This window comes from Paucisalibacillus algeriensis (assembly GCF_000577245.1).
Lineage (GTDB): Bacteria > Bacillota > Bacilli > Bacillales > Amphibacillaceae > Ornithinibacillus.
The window spans coordinates 14,150-34,991 of record NZ_CBYO010000021.1 but is presented as its reverse complement, the minus strand read 5'-3'; the positions used below and the strand labels follow the sequence as shown (position 1 = coordinate 34,991).

At 34.1% G+C, this 20,842-nt stretch carries 23 protein-coding genes and 1 pseudogene; 19 read left to right on the top strand and 5 right to left on the bottom strand.

The window, feature by feature from the left end:
- Nucleotides 1-112: 112 nt before the first annotated feature.
- Nucleotides 113-1,060, bottom strand: a complete 948-nt coding sequence (locus tag TY11_RS15735; protein ID WP_042148333.1) for a threonine/serine dehydratase family protein — start codon at nucleotides 1,058-1,060, stop codon at nucleotides 113-115.
- A gap of 224 nt (nucleotides 1,061-1,284) precedes the next feature.
- Between TY11_RS15735 and TY11_RS15730 the strand changes: the two genes are divergently transcribed.
- Nucleotides 1,285-3,336 carry a S9 family peptidase gene (locus tag TY11_RS15730; RefSeq protein WP_042148330.1) on the top strand — a complete coding sequence of 684 codons (2,052 nt, stop codon included), beginning with the start codon at nucleotides 1,285-1,287 and terminating at the stop codon, nucleotides 3,334-3,336.
- Between the two features lie 456 nt (nucleotides 3,337-3,792).
- Here TY11_RS15730 and TY11_RS15725 read toward each other — a convergent pair whose 3' ends face one another.
- A complete protein-coding gene (locus tag TY11_RS15725; RefSeq protein ID WP_255342708.1) occupies nucleotides 3,793-4,926 on the bottom strand; it encodes an MFS transporter in 1,134 nt (377 codons plus the stop codon).
- Nucleotides 4,927-5,366: 440 nt separating this feature from the next.
- On the opposite strand from TY11_RS15725, the gene TY11_RS15720 reads away from it, so the two are divergent.
- The 3 genes from TY11_RS15720 (at nucleotide 5,367) to TY11_RS15710 (ending at nucleotide 7,397) form a co-directional block, all read left to right on the top strand.
- Entirely contained in the window at nucleotides 5,367-5,897 is a 531-nt protein-coding gene (locus TY11_RS15720) for a hypothetical protein (protein WP_042148328.1), read from the top strand.
- A 42-nt stretch (nucleotides 5,898-5,939) separates the two neighbouring features.
- Nucleotides 5,940-6,365 carry a GNAT family N-acetyltransferase gene (locus TY11_RS15715; RefSeq protein ID WP_042148326.1) on the top strand — a complete coding sequence of 142 codons (426 nt, stop codon included), beginning with the start codon at nucleotides 5,940-5,942 and terminating at the stop codon, nucleotides 6,363-6,365.
- Between the two features lie 126 nt (nucleotides 6,366-6,491).
- The gene (locus TY11_RS15710; protein WP_042148323.1) at nucleotides 6,492-7,397 is read left to right on the top strand and encodes an aminoglycoside phosphotransferase family protein; all 906 of its coding nucleotides are present in this window, start codon (nucleotides 6,492-6,494) and stop codon (nucleotides 7,395-7,397) included.
- 141 nt (nucleotides 7,398-7,538) lie between these two features.
- On the opposite strand, the gene TY11_RS15705 is transcribed toward TY11_RS15710, so the two are convergent.
- The gene (locus TY11_RS15705; protein WP_042148320.1) at nucleotides 7,539-8,387 is read right to left on the bottom strand and encodes an MBL fold metallo-hydrolase; all 849 of its coding nucleotides are present in this window, start codon (nucleotides 8,385-8,387) and stop codon (nucleotides 7,539-7,541) included.
- Between the two features lie 365 nt (nucleotides 8,388-8,752).
- On the opposite strand from TY11_RS15705, the gene TY11_RS15700 reads away from it, so the two are divergent.
- The 3 genes from TY11_RS15700 (at nucleotide 8,753) to TY11_RS15695 (ending at nucleotide 9,703) form a co-directional block, all read left to right on the top strand.
- Nucleotides 8,753-8,950: a hypothetical protein gene (locus TY11_RS15700; RefSeq protein ID WP_042148317.1), complete on the top strand. Its 198-nt coding sequence runs from the start codon at nucleotides 8,753-8,755 to the stop codon at nucleotides 8,948-8,950.
- Nucleotides 8,951-9,066: 116 nt separating this feature from the next.
- Complete coding sequence (locus tag TY11_RS20470) at nucleotides 9,067-9,210, top strand: hypothetical protein (RefSeq protein ID WP_155982715.1); 144 nt, start codon at nucleotides 9,067-9,069, stop codon at nucleotides 9,208-9,210.
- 238 nt (nucleotides 9,211-9,448) lie between these two features.
- Nucleotides 9,449-9,703 carry a hypothetical protein gene (locus TY11_RS15695; RefSeq protein WP_042148314.1) on the top strand — a complete coding sequence of 85 codons (255 nt, stop codon included), beginning with the start codon at nucleotides 9,449-9,451 and terminating at the stop codon, nucleotides 9,701-9,703.
- A gap of 897 nt (nucleotides 9,704-10,600) precedes the next feature.
- Here TY11_RS15695 and TY11_RS15685 read toward each other — a convergent pair.
- A complete protein-coding gene (locus TY11_RS15685; RefSeq protein ID WP_042148309.1) occupies nucleotides 10,601-11,320 on the bottom strand; it encodes a GNAT family N-acetyltransferase in 720 nt (239 codons plus the stop codon).
- 102 nt (nucleotides 11,321-11,422) lie between these two features.
- A pseudogene (locus tag TY11_RS20465) lies at nucleotides 11,423-11,616 on the bottom strand (IS1595 family transposase); the annotation flags it as partial.
- Nucleotides 11,617-11,851: 235 nt separating this feature from the next.
- Between TY11_RS20465 and TY11_RS20900 the strand changes: the two are divergent.
- From TY11_RS20900 to TY11_RS15630, 12 genes are all read left to right on the top strand, one after another.
- A complete protein-coding gene (locus tag TY11_RS20900) occupies nucleotides 11,852-12,025 on the top strand; it encodes a hypothetical protein (protein WP_231495848.1) in 174 nt (57 codons plus the stop codon).
- Between the two features lie 3 nt (nucleotides 12,026-12,028).
- Complete coding sequence (locus TY11_RS20895) at nucleotides 12,029-12,310, top strand: hypothetical protein (protein WP_231495847.1); 282 nt, start codon at nucleotides 12,029-12,031, stop codon at nucleotides 12,308-12,310.
- Nucleotides 12,311-12,889: 579 nt separating this feature from the next.
- Nucleotides 12,890-13,546 (top strand): Type 1 glutamine amidotransferase-like domain-containing protein, encoded by a 657-nt coding sequence (locus TY11_RS15675; protein WP_042148304.1) that lies wholly within the window; start codon nucleotides 12,890-12,892, stop codon nucleotides 13,544-13,546.
- A 585-nt stretch (nucleotides 13,547-14,131) separates the two neighbouring features.
- A complete protein-coding gene (locus TY11_RS15670) occupies nucleotides 14,132-14,332 on the top strand; it encodes a hypothetical protein (RefSeq protein WP_042148302.1) in 201 nt (66 codons plus the stop codon).
- Nucleotides 14,333-14,448: 116 nt separating this feature from the next.
- Entirely contained in the window at nucleotides 14,449-14,754 is a 306-nt protein-coding gene (locus tag TY11_RS21125; protein WP_042148299.1) for a TIGR04104 family putative zinc finger protein, read from the top strand.
- A 183-nt stretch (nucleotides 14,755-14,937) separates the two neighbouring features.
- The gene (locus TY11_RS15660) at nucleotides 14,938-15,384 is read left to right on the top strand and encodes a GNAT family N-acetyltransferase (protein WP_042148500.1); all 447 of its coding nucleotides are present in this window, start codon (nucleotides 14,938-14,940) and stop codon (nucleotides 15,382-15,384) included.
- Between the two features lie 48 nt (nucleotides 15,385-15,432).
- Nucleotides 15,433-15,624, top strand: a complete 192-nt coding sequence (locus TY11_RS15655) for a hypothetical protein (protein ID WP_042148297.1) — start codon at nucleotides 15,433-15,435, stop codon at nucleotides 15,622-15,624.
- Nucleotides 15,625-15,923: 299 nt separating this feature from the next.
- The gene (locus TY11_RS15650) at nucleotides 15,924-16,379 is read left to right on the top strand and encodes a GNAT family N-acetyltransferase (protein ID WP_231495844.1); all 456 of its coding nucleotides are present in this window, start codon (nucleotides 15,924-15,926) and stop codon (nucleotides 16,377-16,379) included.
- A gap of 481 nt (nucleotides 16,380-16,860) precedes the next feature.
- Complete coding sequence (locus TY11_RS15645) at nucleotides 16,861-17,337, top strand: SRPBCC domain-containing protein (RefSeq protein WP_042148293.1); 477 nt, start codon at nucleotides 16,861-16,863, stop codon at nucleotides 17,335-17,337.
- 674 nt (nucleotides 17,338-18,011) lie between these two features.
- Nucleotides 18,012-18,572: a hypothetical protein gene (locus TY11_RS15640; RefSeq protein WP_042148290.1), complete on the top strand. Its 561-nt coding sequence runs from the start codon at nucleotides 18,012-18,014 to the stop codon at nucleotides 18,570-18,572.
- 710 nt (nucleotides 18,573-19,282) lie between these two features.
- Complete coding sequence (locus tag TY11_RS15635; protein WP_042148286.1) at nucleotides 19,283-19,702, top strand: NUDIX hydrolase; 420 nt, start codon at nucleotides 19,283-19,285, stop codon at nucleotides 19,700-19,702.
- Nucleotides 19,703-20,196: 494 nt separating this feature from the next.
- A complete protein-coding gene (locus TY11_RS15630; protein WP_042148285.1) occupies nucleotides 20,197-20,739 on the top strand; it encodes a GNAT family N-acetyltransferase in 543 nt (180 codons plus the stop codon).
- Nucleotides 20,740-20,842 lie beyond the last annotated feature (103 nt).

The following is a 20,842-nucleotide window of genomic DNA, read 5'->3' as shown; positions in this document are numbered from 1 at the left end:
TAGAATGAAATTATTTATATTACTTTAACATACCAATAGAGCGAGAAGTTCATCTAATGACTTCTCGCTCTTTATTATAGTTTCAAAATCCTTCTTCTATTTGTTTTTGTCTTCAACTAATGGTGCTTGCTAAATTCCTAATATACACATTTCCACCAGAAAACACACAGACTACATTTTTATCCTCGACACCTAATTTTCTACTCATCGCTGCTGCAACGGTTACGGCACTGGATGGTTCAATGAGCTGCTTCATTCGTTCCAAGACAAAGGACTGTGCCAACTTAATCTCTTCCTCCGAAACAAGGACAAGATCATCCAAGTATTTTTGAACGATAGGAAATGTTAAATTTCCAGGCTGACTAGTTCTAAGTCCATCGGCAATAGTTGTTGTTGCTGGTATGGAAGTTATTTTCCCATTACGTAACGAAAGATAGGTATCATTTGCTGTCTCTGGTTCTACGCCAATCACTTTTATTTTTGGTTTCTTTTGTTTAATGGCCGTGAGTATTCCGGAGATTAATCCGCCACCTCCAATTGGAACCACAATAACATCTGTATCCTCTAATTGCTCCAATATTTCTAACCCAATCGTACCCTGTCCTGCCATGACAAATAGATCGTCATAGGGAGGAGTAAAGACACCATTATGTTCGGTTGCCAGCTCCTTGGCTCTTGGTAGCCTTTCTGCTGATGTGGTCCCACACTTTTCAATCATTCCTCCAAATGCTTTTATCGCATTTAGTTTGCTCTCATTGGCATCAACGGGAACAACAATAGTAGCTGGAACGCCTAGCTTATTTGCAATATAAGCAACCGCCTGCCCATGATTCCCACTGGAAGCAGCAGTGATGAATGTCGCCCTGTCATTGACCGCACGCTTTACTCGATTGGTTGCCCCACGAATTTTAAAAGAACCGGTCTTTTGTAAATGCTCGGCCTTAAAATACATCTTATTCCCACAAATATCACTAAGTTGGGAGGAATGTAAGATAGGTGTTTCATGGGTAATATCAGAAATGTTTTCTCTTGCTTGAATCACATCATGAATAATTATCATGGATAAACACGCTCCTTAAACGTTCATCGATTAGTTGTATTATTTCATATTAAGAATCTATTTAAAATTATATCGCGTTATGCAGGTTGATAGATGCAGACATAAGGAATTTTATTTTAATGAATATGTAGATTACGATCGTTTCTTGTCAAAATTTTAGAAAAAAAGAGGATTTAACGGACCAAGTCACGAAATTAATACATAGAGAGGAAGGAGTGGAACTTATGAAACCACCTATAGCGAAACGCATTCCTCATCCCCATGAATTGCATGGTGATGTGCGTGAAGATGATTACTATTGGCTGCGGGACCGTACCAATCCGGAGGTCATCCAGTATCTAGAAGATGAAAACGGGTATTACGATGACATCATGCTCCCGCTAGAGGAACAAACCGAACAAATTTATCAAAGCATGGTTGACCGTGTTCCGGATTCAGAAGTACAAGTGCCGGTACAGCATGGACCATACTTCTACTATTCCCGTATGGACAAAGACAAACAATATCCAATCTATGCACGAAAACAGGCAAATAGCCGCGATCTTCTACCTCAAGTACAAGAGGAAGTGGTGCTTGATCTAAATAAATTGGCAGTTGAGGGTGACTATTTAAGTGTAACGGTTAGACGAATGAGTACTGACCACAATCGTCTTGCATATTTGGAGAATCGGGATGGCACGGACCGATATACGGCCTATGTGAAGGACATTGCAACGGGAGAGCTCTTGCAGGATCAGATTCCGGATGTCTATTTATATGGCAGTTTGGAATGGAGTCGGTGCGGTGAATACATTTTTTACATTACAGTTGATGAGAGTCAAAGACCGTACAGATTATGGCGCCATCGTTTGGGAACTGACGTGAGTACTGATGAGCTCATATTGGAAGAAAAAGACACGACCTTTACATTATTCATAACAAAATCGCAAAGCGAAAAATTTATTTTTGTTCATTCGAGATCGACAACGACAAGTGAAATCCATCTGATCGATACGGATGCTCCGTTATCCCCGATACAGCTAGTAGATGAGCGTCGTGTCGGAATAGAATATGATGTAGAACATTGGGGAGATAATCTACTGATATTGACCAATGAAGGAGCATTAAACTTTCAGCTGCTCCGATGTTCACTCGAAGACCTTCAATCACGGGTAAATGTCATTGCGTATAATGAGAAACGCTATCTGCAAAGCTTGTACCCGTTTCGTGATACGCTCTTTGTCGGAGGAAGAGAAGAGGGTTTAACGCAAATCTGGGTACTGCAGGATGGTGAATTGGAGAAGGTTAACTGGGATGAGCCCCTTTACACGGTTTCCATCTCATCCAATCAAAGCTATAATACATCCGAAGTATTAATCCAATACCAGTCGTTGCTTACTCCGAAAACAACTTTTGGGCTGAATCTGGAAACTGGCGAGAAGCATTGTTTGCAAGTAGCTCCTGTTAGTGGGGAATATGATCGATCCAACTATCGTCAAGAACATTTGTGGGCGACAGCCGAGGATGGAACCAATGTACCGATGACGGTTGTCTATCGGGAAGACGCACTCAATCGGGGGCCAGCACCGTTAATTCTAACTGGGTATGGATCGTATGGTGCAAACAGCGATCCACATTTTGATCCATATCGTCTCCCGCTCTTAGACAAAGGAATCGTATTTGTCACTGCACAAGTTCGTGGCGGTTCGGAAATGGGACGACATTGGTATGAAGAAGGAAAAATGCAGGAAAAACGAAACACGTTTACCGACTTTATCGATATTGCGAAGTATCTTATTGAGCAAGGCTATACAACCTCAAGTCAAATGGCAGCCCGTGGAGGTAGTGCTGGTGGCTTGCTTGTGGGAGCAGTGGCCAACATGGCAGGCGAGCTGTTTCAGGTTATTGTTCCAGCAGTACCGTTTGTCGATGTGGTTACAACGATGCTTGATACCACCATTCCACTTACCACTTTGGAATGGGACGAATGGGGCAATCCGCAACAACGCGAGGACTATTTCTATATGAAGTCCTATAGCCCATATGACAATGTGGAAAGAAAAGACTATCCGCATATGTATGTCACAACTGGTCTGAACGATCCTCGGGTCGCTTATTGGGAACCGGCCAAGTGGGTCGCACGCCTGAGAGAATTGAAAACTGATGACAATACCCTTGTCCTGAAAACGAACATGGGTGCCGGGCATTTTGGTGCCTCGGGCCGCTTTAATCATTTGAAGGAAGCGGCGGCATGTTATGCATTTATTTTGGATAAGTTAGACGTTACTGCCGAATAATTTAGTAACCCCCAAAGGAGAATTCCTTTGGGGGTTACTAGTATATTTTAAGGAACAATTAGATCACGAGAGGTAATTTCTGAGTTTTGGTTTTTATACATCATTTGGAGTGAAGATTAGGGTTGAAATGAAGAATGGGAGTATCTCACACAACTTGCATTCATTTTAGATAATTTAGACGTCACTAACGAAAAAAGAATTCAAACCCCCATATCGAGGGTTTGAATTTACTAATATCTAATGCAACTAAAACATTACCGGTCCTGCATGTTTAACTTGAATTTTCCTTAATGTGTTGACTAGATTTCTTCGAGAATGGAAGAAATCCTTCTCACTAATACAATCGAATCCAAACTGCGTTAGGTGGCATAATCTATGTTGAATTTTTTCTTGAATTTTTCAAAGTGGGCAAGAACCCAGAAGAAAAAATCTACCCTCATACTTTCAAACCATAGATCATGAATAATGATACGGTGCCTGAGAAACAGTGGACGTCCTATTTTGGAGCCTAGCATATCCAATTAACGTAAGGGTAAGCATCCCAATAAGAAATGCGATAAAATAAGGCGATACAACATCCCGAACTACCCCAGTAATAAACGAACTGGCAATCATTCCAACTGAATATACCGCAGACATAACACCAAATGCTCGACCATGCCCTTCACTTGAGATAGCATCAGTAATGGCAGTCGCCATGGCAGGCATCATAATTCCAAAGAAGAAACCTATAAAGAGTAACAAGAATGGCAAGGCAACTAGGCCACTAAATATGGCGAACAAACTGATACACATTCCAAACAAGCCAACGATTAGCCTTTTTATCGGATCGAAGCGGTTAATGAAAAATAAAGATAAGGAGAAAAATGTTCCAACTCCAAAGAAGCTGAACAAAACTCCAGTAGTGGCCGTAGAAAGTCCCTGTTCCACAGCGAGATATGGGACTTCATAAATAATAACACCGTGAATATACATCAAGGCAAATCCCGTTAGAAACACAATTTTAAGATGAGGGTTTTGGATAACCTGTATAAAGCTTAACGGCTTTGTGTGCTTCTGAACCACAATCGTATTCTCTTTTTCCTTCAAAAAGTATGTGGTATACATTCCAATCAATAGTAAAGAAGTTCCGATTACATAATAGGTATTCGCGTAGCCGATGGCTGCTCCTAAGAGTCCACCAACTATTGGGGCAACAATACTAGCAATCGTTCCAAGAATGCCATTAATGGCCATGTTCTTTCCTTGTTGTTGACTATTCTTCGCATAACCTGACAATAAAGCTAAAGCAGCAGGAATTAAAAATGCTAAGGAAAAGCCATTAAGTGCACGAAGGACTAGTAAACTTGTAGAACTGGAAGCAAGTGCATGGGCAATAAATAAAATCCCCGAAACAAAGATTGGTAGTGTAATAAATACTTTTTTCCCAAACCGATCCACCAATGGACCAGCAATTAGGTTTCCTGTCAAATTCGTGAAAGATGCCAGACTGAGTATGATCCCAATCAATACACTTGATGCTCCTAACTTTGCTGCATATGGTGCAAAAATAGGTGCTTGAATACTCATAACCAGACTCATGAAGAACATAACCAGAAAAATATGCATTTTGTCTATCGATGTTTGTCTCAATTTTTTCACCTCAAGAAAAATGTATGCACGAGGTTGAGAAATAAGACAAGCTAGAATAAAAAATTTAGCTTTCTGGAAGTAAAATACATCTAGTATAGTGGTGGAAATAATGCTATACTAATCTAGCGATGAGCTGAATTGTGTAAGACGAAGGACAACGCAATACATGTGCATGTGAACCACATGGTCCTACGCCACAATTATATACGCATAAAACGTCTATCTTTGATAGGCGTTTTTCTATGTGGCCCGACAATAATCTGACTTCGGGGGATGAGCCCTAGTTTGGTAGAATTAGAAAGGCGATCAAAAAAATTAAGATCGTCTTTTTCTTAAGAAATTATTATTAGAATATTATGGTAGTATAAAAGTAACCGATTTTATTAGGAGTGACTAAAATGCGAATATACCCTGATTGTCCAGCTATTACTAGAACCATAGAAGTTGGTGGGTTAACGAAATTTGAGCTTTTTCAAAAAATGGAACAAAACTCTATCATGCTAAATGAGTATGGAGAGACACTCTTATCGGATGAAAGATTTACTACTTCAGAAACAACATACACACTGAAGACCGTTGAACTAACCATAAGAGACCTGGGATATCCTGATGGATCTACATTACCTCGTATTTTTAAACGGTCCAGCGAACTTGGATTGGAGTTGTGTCCGCTGGAACTTGGACCTCACCTTAGACTAAAATATCTAGACCAACCTGATGGAAATACAAGGAATCTATCACAACAAAATCAAGCTCCTTTTGGTTCCATCACAATTGCATCAGAGATAGTAAGTGAAGACGATGATTTTCCGAAAGGCTTTTACCTAAGAAATATTAATGGCGTGTTATGGCTGCGTGGATATATTGCTGATGATCAACATGTTTGGAGTCCTGATGATCACTTTATCTTTTGCCAAACAAATAGATAAATAAGTATCTCATAGATTTCCAAGACTAAAAGGGTGGTTGATTTGAATTTAAAAAATGTGTTGAAACCTCAATTAGAAGATGTCGAAAGTATTGTTACAGTTGATAGAGAAGTTATAAACAATGATAGTAGACGGGGTTTTATTGAAAAAGCAGTAGAAGAAAATAGGTGTATAGTTGTCAAACAACAAGGCAAAATTGTTGGATTTTTAATTTATGATACCAATTTCTTTAATTGTAGTTTTATCTCATTGATAATAGTTTTACCGAAAGTAAGACGTAAAGGGTATGCAACATCTTTGATGGATTATTTTATTAATATATCACCTACCGAAAAAGTATTTTCATCTACTAACCAATCTAACAAAGCCATGCAAAAAGTCTTTATAGCAAACGGTTTCGTACAAAGCGGAATTATTGAAAACTTGGATGCAGGAGACCCTGAAATTATTTATTTTAAATCGAAGTAAGTCAACTTAGTTGTTGGGCTTTACTGGGGCTGTTTAGTAAAAGAGAGAAATATAGTGTCTTTGATAGATTTAATCAAAAATTAGATTACTAATTTGATCTCAAAAATTAATGACAGGGGCGAGAGTGTGAGTAAAACTCTAATAAAACAAATTCCTTTAATAAGTAATTGTAGAGAAGTTATTGAAATTAAAAAGGGGTTTTCCTCAGATGAAAAATATCTAATACATATGCAAGATGGCAACAATAAGTTATTACTTCGGATGTTTAATTTAGAAGAATTGGAATCAAGGAAAACAGAGTACTCTATTATGGAAAGGATGCAGCATTATCAGGTTACATGTTCGCGGCCGATGTCAATTGGTGAGGTAGGGAATCGAGGATATATGATCACGACATATATTGATGGTAAGGATGCCGAAGATGAAATCACAAAATACTCGGAACTAGAACAATTTAATATTGGTATGGAAGCGGGAAAAGAATTAAGGAAAATGCATCAATTACCTGCTCCAGATCATATTTCTTCGTGGTATTCAAGGAAAGTAGAAAAGCATAAGAAATATATAGATGCTTACTTAGTATGTGGAGTAAAGATTAGAAATGACCATAAAATAATGAATTTTATTGATGAAAATATTCAACTCATGAAACAACGCCCGAACTTATTTCAACATGATGATTTTCACCTTGGTAATATCATTGTAAATAATAAGAAGTTCGCTGGAGTTATAGACTTTAACAGGTATGATTGGGGAGATCCTTTTCATGAGTTTCTAAAGATTGGCATTTTCAGCCGAGAGGTTAGCATTCCTTTTTCAATAGGTCAAATTAAAGGTTACTTTAATAATAAGGAACCGGATGAAGAGTTTTGGAGATTGTATTCACTTTACCTAGCAATGTGTGTTTTTTCTACTGTTGTATGGACTATAAAAACTACCCCAAACAACATGAATGAGATGTTAGATAAAGTTTATATGTTTTTAGATGATCATGATTACTTCAGTAGATTAAAACCTAAGTGGTATCAATAGAATTTAGATTTGTAAAAAATTATACTTAATGTAACTGGGCAGTTTAGCTGAAAAGCACTTATCAATGTTTCAACTAATTAAAAGCCACCTCATATCAATTTTTAATGAGATGGCTACTGTTTATATCTGTATTATATAGAATTATTGTGACTGAATAATATGGTCATTAACAAATGCTTTTATGAAAAATAATTCATTATCATTAGGATCCCTTTTATTTTCTGCCTTAAAGGCCTCTATCGCATTTTCTAGTGAGTTGGACTTTACAACTTGACTTGCTGTTGTTAACTCTTCCCAATATATATTCATTTCATTTAAATCACAGATAGATTCATGACCAAGTAGGAACATTTCTGCATCATATTTTTGAATGTCTTCAATCATAGGCAATAACAATGATTGCTTGTAATGAAATAAAGAATTTGTGGTTGTACCATAAGCACAATCACCTAAAAAAACAACTTTTTCATCAGGAATATAAATGATAGTAGAGTCATCTGTATGAGTACTTTTGATACTTTCTAGAATGCAGATTTTATTACCTAAATCAATAGTTAGTGTATTCTCAAAGATTACATCTGGAGATTTTATCTTAAAACTGTCCCTGTTTGGCATATCAGTCTGTATAATCTTCATACACATAGCACTCATTAGATTAGTAGTCACATACTTTTGTAGTGAACTATCATCGTAGGATAAACTTTGCCATTCTTTTATAATTTCGTTTGTTTGACTATTAACTATAACAGTAGCATCAAATTCATTCATTCCTAGAAAATGATCCCAATGTGCATGGGTAATAACAACATATTTAACGGGTGGTACATTTAGGTTCTCGATTTCTAGTAAAAAGTCCTGAGCATGCTGAGGAGAATTACCAGAATCTATTATTAGACTATATCGGTCACCACATACCAGTCCTAATGTTGGTCGTTCTCTATCACCTTGATTAGATAAATAATAAGTAGTGTCACTTAATTTATTTAACATGTTATTTTTCCCCTTTTCTATATATTCATTCTATGAAAGAGAAAATCTACATGTTTATTCTAAGGTTATTAAAATAATATTAAGATTTTCTCTTATTATCTTTTTACCATTGTACTTGTACCTCCTTGTTACACTAAGGAAAAGTATAACATAATCCAAACTATACAATAAGAAATTTCGAAATATTAATTATGTTTATTTCAGTTATTTATAGTTCGCAGTTCGAATGTTGTTTTGTAATAGAAGTGAAGGTGCTTGTTCAACTAACTGAGCAGGTTAGTGGAGTAAGAATAAATATTGAAATGTAACAGAAGCCTAATTCTTTTATAAGATAAAAATCACATCAAATATTTGGAGGAGAAATAGTGAAAAATACATTGAAATTTTGTATAACGTGGATTGTTGGTGTAATTTTAACAGTATTCATAATGAGTTTATGGAGAAATGAAGAGGTCGATTGGCAACTTTTGGCTAGTATAATTGTAGGATTTCTCATAGGGGTACTTATTGTATCAGGAATAATGATGTTTATTAAAAAAACGAAGGATAAAGCTAATGAATAGTAGTTACTTCAATTTAAGTATTGATACTTTAATATAATAAACAGTTCGTCTTTAGTAGCCATCTTTTTTACTAAAGGAGCAGGTTACTTGAAAAAGATGTGAAAAGGGAGAGTTAGATGGATACAAAAAAACTTCATTATTTGATTGCTTTAATATCCTATCCAGTAACTATTCTGCATTTTATCTTTGGTGATTACACAACCGAAAAGCTAATATCAGGTATATCATTTTTTTCAATTGCCCCACTGTTATTTATGTAGGGTTTGTTTATTTGTACTTTGAAAGTGACATAGGGTAAAAAATTTGTAATGTGGGGATTACTTTTAATTGGTATTACTTCTACTTTCTTAGCTATTATAACAGCTTAAAACAAATTTCTTATTGTGCTAACGGGTGGGTTAGTGAATTGGTTCCAGGTTAATTTGCTATCGGGGCAGAAGAGTTTAATAAAGGTATATCAGTTGATGAGATAAAATTTAGTTAAGGAGTGAGCGACAAATGAATAAAATAGGTCGGTGGTTTATTGTTTGTGTTCTAATTTTATTTGGAGTTTTATTGTTAAACAAGGGATTAGATTTAAGGTCACTTGGAACAAATGTCGACGGAGATGGTATCGGAGTATATTTTTTAGGTGTTGAAATAAATGATAGAGTACCAGAAGAAGGTATCTCATCATATGCAGTTGGATTTTTCATATCGAGTTTTTTAGCCTTAATTGCTTCACTTACATTTATTGGTATTAATTTGAAATAAAGAAAAAAAGAAAGTTAATTTCTTGCTTAGATTGTAGAGTTATTGATGTAACCGGGCAGTCTACTTGAAGATTGTTGAGCTGCTTAGACGCTCTTTTTTCTTGTTCATCTATAGGAATATTGCTTTGAAATGGTGTGCTATTCTTCAATTAGAAGAGTAGCCTAATTATTTTAGCAAGCAGACTTTTTTAGCAATAAACTTCGAAAGTGAAATAATATTGTAAGCTTTCTTTTCGTTTTGCTGTAAACTTTTTCAAGGTAAGCGTTCTTTCTTGTTCAACAAACAGGTGCAATATTTAAAGAAGATGATCCAAGAAGTTCGCTTTTTTTGTGGTTAAATTTTATATGTTATTTTTGGAATATTATGTTAGTCTTTAGATAGAAGTAACTACGGAGCAGGTTAGTGAAACAAGAACTGATGGTTTTTATGGTGAAATATATGTAAGAAAGTGGCAAAATGAGTTGCATTTATGGGGTAGTTTTAGCTAACTTGTTAATTTTATTGGGTGTTATTGCTATTGTTAAGATTCCAAAACACGTATTACAACTTAAAAATACTAAAGTTGTTAATTTTATATCATATTTATTGGCGGGAGCTCTGTCATTGGTTGTTGGAAAGTATTTATTAGTTAATTATTATACTTTTACTAACATATTATCAATATCATTTTTTATTTTGGCATTCATAACTATTATTTATAAAGGCTCTGTTAAAGTTTAATGTTGATATTATATAAGAAATTAGAACTTCCAATTATTTGGAAGTTCTAATTCGTATTATAATTTTCTTCAACTAATGCACTGCCCGACAATAAATAAACAACTGCTACTTTTTCATCAATTGCATCATTTCGCAGGAGAAGTGAAGAGATTTTTTAAAAACATCGTGCACTTTTGATTAGGATTGCTTCTCAAACACCCACATTTTTGATACATCTTGATAACCCAATTTTAGGTATAAAGGATGCCCCATTTGACTGGAAGCAAGTATACTCTTGACAGCGCCTTCCTGCTTGGCATCAATAAGCATTTTTCGGCAAAGTGCCTTAGCCATTCCTTTGCCCCTATGAATTTTTGAAGTAAATACATTATCCAAAAAACATACCTTATTATCTAATAGTAAATAGCTTCCATGAGATGCTGGATACCCGTTTTCCTCACCAACGTAATAATGTAAATTTGGAACATCTAATTTTGTAAGATCGATCACAGTCTTATCGAAAAAATGATTGATGCGCCGAGCTTCTTCCTCGGTATTGACACGCTTTATGATCTTGTTTTCTATTTCAAAAGACCAGCTATCCAGTTTTAAAATCATAAGAAATTCTGTACTTTTTAAGGTATATCCCTGCGCATCATAACTATACGGTTTTTCATCAGAAAATACAGTAAGCCAATAGTCTTTTTTGGTGCCTTGTTTATTTATGGTTTCTATAACGGGAGCAGGATTTGCATTATAAACGAAAAACTCATCAGTTCTGCCGCCGACAGTTGTACCAAATGCAAGATGTTTTATAGAATTGTAATCAAGTAACTGGCTCGCAGGTTGACGGCTACAGTAAAACTCACCTCGAACAAAAAAATCAACAGCTTTTTTTAACTCCACTTTTGCCCCCATAAAAAATCCTCCAATTCACATGTTAAACAATAAGGCCCGATTGCTGAACAAAGATCAATCTGGACTCAACTAACCTGCCCAATAGTTGAATAAGATAATATGTTATATCGCAAATTTAGTTAATCTAATTGTATCATAAGTTTCAGAATTTTCTATGGATTATGTCGAATAATCAAGTCGTTCATAGCTGCTATTTTTCTTTGACGTTGAATGCTTTCTAATACCTGAAACTAAGTAAGTTAATTGTTTAGATACATAGTGGCAACACCGTTAAATCGTTGTATCCTCGCCTTAAGTGGTAATTGCTGACATTCTAAAAGATCATCATGATGATGGTCTTTTTTTTGGGGGATTAATATTTAGATTGTTATGTTATTATCTAACTATAAAATATTGTGTTAATGGGGCAGTTTTGTTGAATAAGGTTCTTGGAAAACATAACTTATGCTTATTAGGTATTGGGGGATAAAAAGGAAAAAGAGTTATTTAGTATTTTTATTTATTGTTATAGTGCTAATCGGATGTAGTATTATGGGACACGATACACTTGAAGAGGCTGTTCAGAGTCAATGGGATACACCTATTGATGTAGTAAATCAAGATAATGAAAAACAACTTGTTTATTATTTAGACCATGATCAACATGTAATAGGCACGTATGAGTATAAAGAAGGAAAGTATTTCTATGGTAATAAACAGAGTTAAGGTATGACATTTGCGTTTGATAGTGGGTTGCCTTTTTATATACAATACAAATACTTTGATGGAGCAGGAGATATTATATACGGTGCAATTTCGTCTGAAGTTCATCAGGTCGAAAAGTTTGTTATACATTATGATAATGGAGAGGTACAAGAAGTTAAAGCTATAAACAATACCTTTATGTCAGAGACACCAGCCAATCTAGACCCCAGAAATATATTGAGTAAAATAGATGTAGCATATGGCTATGACAAAAATGGAGAGGTAATAGAGAGTATGGAGTATTGAAATAAATAGCTTTCTTCCACTAACGGTTGCAATCGTTTAACAAGGTGATTGTTCAAGAACGCCTTTTATTTTTGGAATATTATGTTAGTATTTAGTTGTTTATGACTAACGTGCAGATTTTTCTGAAATGAAAAATAAGTCTATGTCTAACTTTCATCTGACCGGTTTTTTACTAAGTTTAGTAATTCTATTAGTAATTCTATTCTTAATAGGTTTTCTGATTTTCATTGTCATTAAAAAAGTAATTAATGCCGGCATAAATTCCAGTAAAAAAATCGAGGAACTCGAAAAGAGAAATAGCCAATTGGAAGAAAAACGTATCATTTCTAATTAAACTAGAGAGTGCAATAGTTAATTAAGGTAATCCAACTGGGTCACCTTAAAATTCTAATCTAGTTTTTGGAATATTATGTTAGTATTAAGTGGAAGGTATTAAACTATTGGAGCAGTTTAGTTGAAAAGCGTTGTTTAACTTGTGTTCAACAATTGGGCCATATTGAGAGCACTATATAGGTGACAAGAAAACAGAATGAGTGACGAAAGGAATAAAGGTTATTTACATTTTCTATGGGGGTACTTATGAAAACGCATTATTATTTAGGTTGGTTTAACCATTTTTTTCCAGAAAATCTGGGCAGGGTGTTACAGGGGGATATAACTGATAGAAAATCGCTTGCTATGATTAGCTCGAATCCATCTATTTATGAAGATGATGGTGCTACTGAACGCTCGTGGCTTGACCAGGCTGGCATTATATTTGATGAATATCATTTAATTAATTATCGCGTACAGAAGGAAGATGCCCAAACGATAATTCAAAATGCTTCAGTCATTTTCTTGTTAGGGGGGAATACTCTTAAACAAAATGGATTTTTGATGGAATATAAATTATCGGATTCGATTAAAAAAAGCAGTGCCGTTGTGATGGGGGCAAGCGCTGGTGCAATCAATATGTCCGCTAAATGGTTATGCTCGAAAAACTTTGGATATAAAGTTGAAATGAGCTCTGTTTACGAAGGAATCGGTCTTGACAATTTTTCCGTCCTGTCTCATTTTGATCTTGAAAATAACATTGCAATGGTTCAAAGCGAACTATCTCTCCTATCGGAAGAAATAAATATTTATGCGTCGAACAAAGATTGCGCTTTACGTGTAAAGGGAGACAAAATTGACGTTTTAGGCAATGTTTTTTTAATTTCCCACTCAAAGATTCAGAAATTGGATGAGACGCTCTAGTTCTGGTGAATGGCTATGACTTAATTGTTTTAATTTCTTTATGCAAGGTCTCTATTTTAAATTGAGTGAAGGAGAACTGGGTAAAATAGGACTGTCCGGAAAGCATAGATGTGCAGAACGGTCTACTGCATTAGGGCGAGAGTGTTAAATATGTGTACTGCACCCCCATTGGTAGACACAATCTAACTTTGGGGTGTGTTTTTATGGTTAAATTCCTAATATTATTTTTAGAATATTATTTAGTATTTAGATAGAAGTTATCAAGATAACGGGGCAGGTCGGTTTAATGAGTGGGAAATAAAATGGAACTAAAATTTAAGTATTATGTTCTTGCTTTACTTATATTTTCGTTTGGAATTTTTCAGTACTGTTGTCTCGCTTTTTGGAGGGACAAATGAAGTATATAGAGACTATATACTTACTATTTCGGTGGTTCATTTGATTATGTCAAAACTGATAAAAATAAAAATAAAAGATGTGGAGTAAGAAAAACAAAATATTGTATTAACGGATGCGATTGCTCAATAGGATTATTACTCGTGCCTTTGAAGATAAAATAAAAAACTTGTTTGGGGGAATTAGAAAGTGAGAAATATTGGAACGATTTTAGTAGGACTATCCTTGCTAACATTTGCTGTGGTCATCCTATTATCTAATATTGCTGAAGCAATATTATTTTCTAATGGCTACGGAGAATACTTAGAACCAGTTTCAGTTTATATTCTGATAAGTATTGTACTTTTATTAGGGGTTATTCTGTTATTTAAAAATAATTACCCTTCTTAAACAAATGGGTGATTTAACGAAAGAAGAAGAGGCTGATTTGACAGCTACTATAATGTTTAAAAGTATTGTAGTTAACAAGGAGATTTAATATCTTTTCGAAGTTACAGGAGGTTAATATGAAGACACCAAAATGTAATTCGTGTAACCACCATCTTGAGTGGAAAAAAATCTATACATCATTATGGTTTCCTCAAAAGTCTACACAATGTAGTAAATGCAAATCTAACCACGAAATAACTACACCTTTATTTATCTCGATACTTACTATTATGCTAGCAGGACAATTAGCTCTAGTGATAAAAAACTTTCTGTCATTGTCATCCATCTTTATGGGGGTAGTAGTTTTAATTACATCAATATTCGTCTTGATTTTGCTAATATCATTATTTATACCTTATTTCGTAAAATGTAGTTTAGTTTAATATAAAGCCACATTAAAGGGTGCAATAGTTAAACAAGATGATCTATAGGAATAATCGCCTTTATTTATTGAGAATAACACGATATTGCTTTTGAAATATTATGTTAGTATTGAAGTATAGAGTTCTTGAACAGGGCAGGATAGTTCAAAAACATTTTTCAATTAGGGGAGTATGGATATTAAGATGAGTAATGTGCATTTTAGAGATATTGATGATTCTAATGAATCAATTGTTAGAAATATAAAATTAAAACCTGGACAAGAAAATTTTATCGAAACAGTAGATGCATGTTTAAAAGAAGCTAATACATATTCTGAGTGGCATCCAGTAGCAATATATGATGATGAAGAAATTGTTGGATTTGCTATGTATGGTTCGTTTGGACCTAATAAGGATACTTGGATCGATAGAATAATGATAGATGAAAAATATCAAGGCAAAGGCTTTGGAAGAATTGCAATGATGAAACTTATTGATGTTGTTTCGAAAGAGTATGGAGTGAAAATTATATATTTAAGTATCGTAGAGGAAAATAGAGCAGCTTATAACTTGTATAAAAGTTTAGGATTTAAATTTATGAATGAAAGAGACCCAAATGGAGAACTAATATTTAAATATACAATTTCATAGAAATAATAAAATTTTAAACTGGTGTCGGTGTATGAAGGAGGTTAGGAAATGAAAAAAAATAGTTTTATTATTTTACTCTTCCTTATACTTTATCTCGTCACTGGCTGTGGAAGTGCGAGTCCAAAAATAACAAAAGAAGAAGCAGAGTCAATTGCTATTGAAAACCATTCTGGTGCGATAGATGAAGTTAAAATTATATCGGTAAGTCATAAAAGGGGCGAGTATGTAGTTAAGTGGTAAATTATTCCAGATTGTAATTTTGGCACTTATTATATAGATGACCAAAGCGGTAAAATAGTTAAAGGCGAAGAAACTAATTGTTAGTTTAATAAAAAGCAAATACAACAAACTGTTAACTGGTGTGTCCATGAAAGAGAAAATCTGCATGTTTATTATAAGGCTATTAAAATAATATAAGATTCTCTTTTATTATCCTTCTTATCATTGGACTTGTGCCACCTTGTTCAGCTAACGGGGAAGGATAGTTAAACAACATTATGAAATGTTATTAAATTGATGAAATTAGAAAAGGAGAAAAAATGAATTTGGTGCTGCAAACAGAAAGACTTACACTTACCCCTTGTACGGATGAGGCATTATTAACTTATTCTACAAAAGGATACAAACTTGGACCTCATATTGGAATGTATCTTGAGGAATTAAAAAAAGATGCATCTGCTTTAGGGTGGGGTGTTTGGCTTGTTATTGATAAACAAACTAATAATATAATTGGGGATATAGGGTTTAAAGGTAAGCCTGACAATGAAAATTCAGTTGAAGTTGGTTATGGTATTACATCTACAGAACAAAATAAGGGTTATGCAACAGAAGCGTTAAAATGTATCATTGAGTGGGCATTTAACTCTGATTCGGTAAATAAAATAATAGCTGAATGTCTTGAGGATAATACCCCTTCAATTAAAGTGTTAGAGAAACTAAATATGACAATGATAAAAAACGATAACGATATGCTTTACTGGCAGTTGAATAAATGATTGGACTAGGATATTGCTCTTTAACTATAGGATGCAATTATTAAATAAGTTGATCCAACTGGGTCAACTTATTTATTTGGGTTAAAATTCTAATCAAGTATTTTGAATATTGTGTTAGTATTTATATAGAAGTTATTAAACTATCGGGACAGTGACTATGTATCACTTGCAGTAGGTTTACATTACGGATATGGATTCGCTCAAAGAATGTATGTTGAAAGGGGGTTTATCCCCGATGGTTCAGGAGTGTGGTATAGAGGACAAAAGTTAGAGCAATATGCTCAATGTGCTAATGATGACGATTTAACACTCTACTTCTTAAAACATATATAAATAAAACAATATACAACAAACGGTTGAGTTAGTACAAAAGGGGCAGAAGAGTTTAAGAAGGGAACGTTAAAAAATGAATATTGAGCATATTGGAAGAAACAATTAAGATTCATAAGTAATAAACTTTAAAAAGAAAAGGAGTTTTATTATGACAAATTGTTCAACTAATGGAAGAATAGACTCTGCTTCAAGAGTGATTCTGGCATCACCACAAACCATCTATCAGGCATTCTTGAATCCAGAATTATTAGTTTTATGGCTTCCGCCTAAAGGAATGTCGGGTCATATTGACATGTTTGAACCTCGCAAAGGTGGACATTATTGTATGACCCTAACGTACGAATTAGAGCACTCAACCTCTGGAAAAACTTCGGAAAACACTGATGTATCCAGAGGGGTGTTTTTAGAGTTGGTTCCAGACAAGAAAATTGTGCAATCAGTAAAATTCGATTCGGATAATCCAGCGTTTTCAGGTGAGATGATACAGACGTGGTACTTTGAAGCTGTTTCAGAAGGCACAAAGGTCACTATCATTTGTGAAAACGTACCTGAAGGGGTACGAAAGGAGGATCACGACACAGGTTTAAAATCCACACTGGAGAATCTTGCTATCTTCACTGAGTGACAGACTGTAGAAAATCTATTTTTAATAGCGTTACACTAAGCAATCATTCACTATTGCGGGAAAGAACTTTTACACTAGGAACATGATTTTAGACTTATTTATAAAAAAGTCATTCTGTAAGACAAAACATTTCTGATACTGGGATTTTCGTTCTTCTTATTTAACTATAGGGTGCAAGAAAATAAAGGATCATCTACATTTCTAGTCTATATTTTCGGGGTTAAATATTTTGAATATTGTGTTTATATTAAGTAAGTTCTTGTACTTACTTGGCAGGTTAATTCAAAAAGATATAGAAGAATGGTGACAATATTGGGTGATAAAAGAATAGTTATAGCAAACGAACTAATTGCGTTCCTTAGAAACCATCCAATAACAAAAAGCCACCATATAAGCGTCATTCATGCTATTCACACACGAACATAACGTTGAGTTACCTGGTTCTTATTATCAATATAAAAGATAATAATCTTCTCTTTGTTATTAATGGAGCGTTGGAATAAACCCTTCATAACAGAATAACCTTACGGAACGTTTGTTCTTATTGTGATCAAAAAAATAAATTCCTGCAAGATATATTTATAATTTAGTGTTAAAACACACAGTATAGATTATTTTCTTTGTAGCAAGATATTTATATATTAGGTGCTCGACCAGCAATAGGAGGATACCAGGTGGATAAAAACCAATTTTGGATTGATATTTATGAAAGAAGTCTTGGGTTAGATTCTTCACTAATTTCCTATTGGAAAGAATTCTCCAGTATAGATTCCTGGCAATTCTGGTTTGTAGTATTATTATTAATTACACCCTTATTTATATTATATTTTGCTATAGATCGAACCAAGATGTTTGAAATATTATTCTTTGGCCTATCTGTACATATGTTGTGGACTTACGTAGATATAGTATTAGGCTCTTCTACTTTGTTCGTGCATCAATACTTTATAATTCCTATATTACCGTTTGCTTTTAGTATAACCTCATCTGTCCTTCCTGTAGGTTTTATGCTAGTGTATCAATATTGCTTAAATCATAATAAAAACTTTTACATTTATACAATCCTTCTTAGCGCTGTATTTTCATTTGGATTTTTATCTTTAGAGAGATTAATGGGCTTAGTAGATTTTAACAGAGGTATGAATGAGATATATGTATTTCTTTTAGACCTTGGAGTTGTATATTTATCCTACTGGCTAACAATATTTATTAAAAAACTTGGAGTATCGAATTAAATCCAGGTTTTCCAACTGCTGAGCATTATAATTTATTCTCTAACATGACTATTAGAATAAATTAATCTTTCGTTAAAATCCTTCATAATAACTTTGAAGAAATGAGTTATATGGTAAATAAATTTGAGTTGCAACTATTTATCAGTCAAATAGATAGACTTAGAAAAGAATTAAAAAGTTGCAAAGACCCTATACTTAAAAAATCAATTGAATAAGGATTAGACCATATAAAGCCTCCTAGGAAATTATCGTTGGAGGCTCTTTTTTCACAAAAAAATTAACCCATGCAAGATGGGTTTATTCTGTATCCTCAGAAGTTAATTTGATTTCGAATTCTAACAATTTTTTCAGATAGTCTGTAAGTCCTGTAGTAGAACTAAATACGTATTATATAATTAATCTCTGTCGGCTGCCAACATGTCACTTATTTGTGGTAAAGGTAGATTTTGTCCATTACAATTAAAGCTGATGAATCCAATGGTACATTGTTAGTGGAGGAGACTTTTGGAGTTTAATGGATAAGGTTATTATTACTGTTCTTGTTGTTTATTGTCTGTAATGAGTATTAATAGTTCTAAAAAAATTACACTTCTTAAGAGTTACACGTAAAATATCGGGTGCATTCCTTAAAGAAGGAGTAGCACCTTTTTTGTCGAATTTATAATAGGGGCAGAGTTGAAGAAGTTTAAAATAATTGAGGAGGTGTTGGGTTGAGTTCAATTAAAAAAGCATATGGCTACGTAACCAGGATAAAGAATGGAAAAAGGCAAGTATTGGTTTTTAAACATCCCATTCCTGAAGCCGGAATTCAAATACCTAAAGGTACAGTGAATGATCAAGAAGATACTTATTATGCAGTTATTAGAGAAATTGAAGAAGAGACAGGATTGAAGGATTTTGTAATTGAGAATTTAATTGCAGAAGATAATTGGGAAAATGATGATGGTGCTATACATAATAGATTTTTTTACAAGATAAATGTATCGGATGCTCCAGATGAGTGGGATTACCAGCCAACAGGTGGAGGAGATGAGGACGGACTAACATTCCATTATTTTTGGATTTCATCAAAGGATGAAGTTGAGCTTATACGAGGTCACGCAGATTACTTACACCATATCTTTACTTAATAGCTTCCTCAACTATAGGGTGCAATAGTTAGGTGATCCAAATGAGATCACCTTTATTTGTGGGTAAATTCTAATTTTGTTTTCGGAATATTATGTTAGTATTTAGATAGAAGTTATTATTAAACTATCGGAGCAGGTTAGTTTAGTAAGGGGGAAATAGCCTTTGTGTTCAACACTTGAAATTATTCGGTTGGAAAGAGATAGACAGATTAGGTTCTAAAAAGATATTTGAGAAGGATGGAAATAAGGTTGCATTAATAACGTACAAGGATGGTTTTTAGATCGGTGCTGAATAATGCCACTATTTAACTAATGGCTGCACTAATATAAGAAGGTGATCAAGTTGGAATATAACGATTTATTTAATTTTGCAAACGAATACAAGATTCCAACTTCCAAAACAAAAGACTATATGATATTAGTGAAGTAATAAAACTATTTGGCAATAGGTTAATGCTAAGAATAGAAGTTGTTTAACTTAAGGGGAAGTGGAAATGGAGCTTTCTGGAGAAAAAGTATTGTTGTCTAAAGTATCAATCAATGATTTAGATTTTATTTGCAGGATAGAATGTGATAAGAACCTATGGTATTTTGAGGAATATGTACAATCGAATGAAATTGTAGTGCGTGAGAAATATTTACATAAAATTGAAGAAAAAGAAAGTGTAAGAAGTTATGATTTTATTGTTACACTAGCAGATAGTAGTAAAACTCCAATTGGTTTAGCTCAAATATGGAGTTATAGTGAATTTAGGAAAAGCTGGGAAGTTGGTTTTGCGATAATTCCTGAATATTCGGGAGAAGGTTATGGAAGAGAAGCGGCTAAACTATTACTTAAATGTGCTTTTGAAAAGTTAGATGCACATAAAGTAGTTGGAATGTGTAATTCACAAAATACTCGCTCAGCTGCTTTGATGGAAGATATCGGTATGACAAGGGAAGCTATTTTTAAGGAAGAGCTTTTTTGGCAAAACAAATGGCTTGACCAATATTTCTTCAGTATTTTGGAAAAAGAGTATTTGCGTAAATACAAATAATAGTTCAATCAATAAGAAAGAAGTTGTTTAACTAAAAGGTGCAATTCATAAAGAAGGTCGCCATTTCTTTTCACAAAATCCAAATATCAATTCCAGAATATTA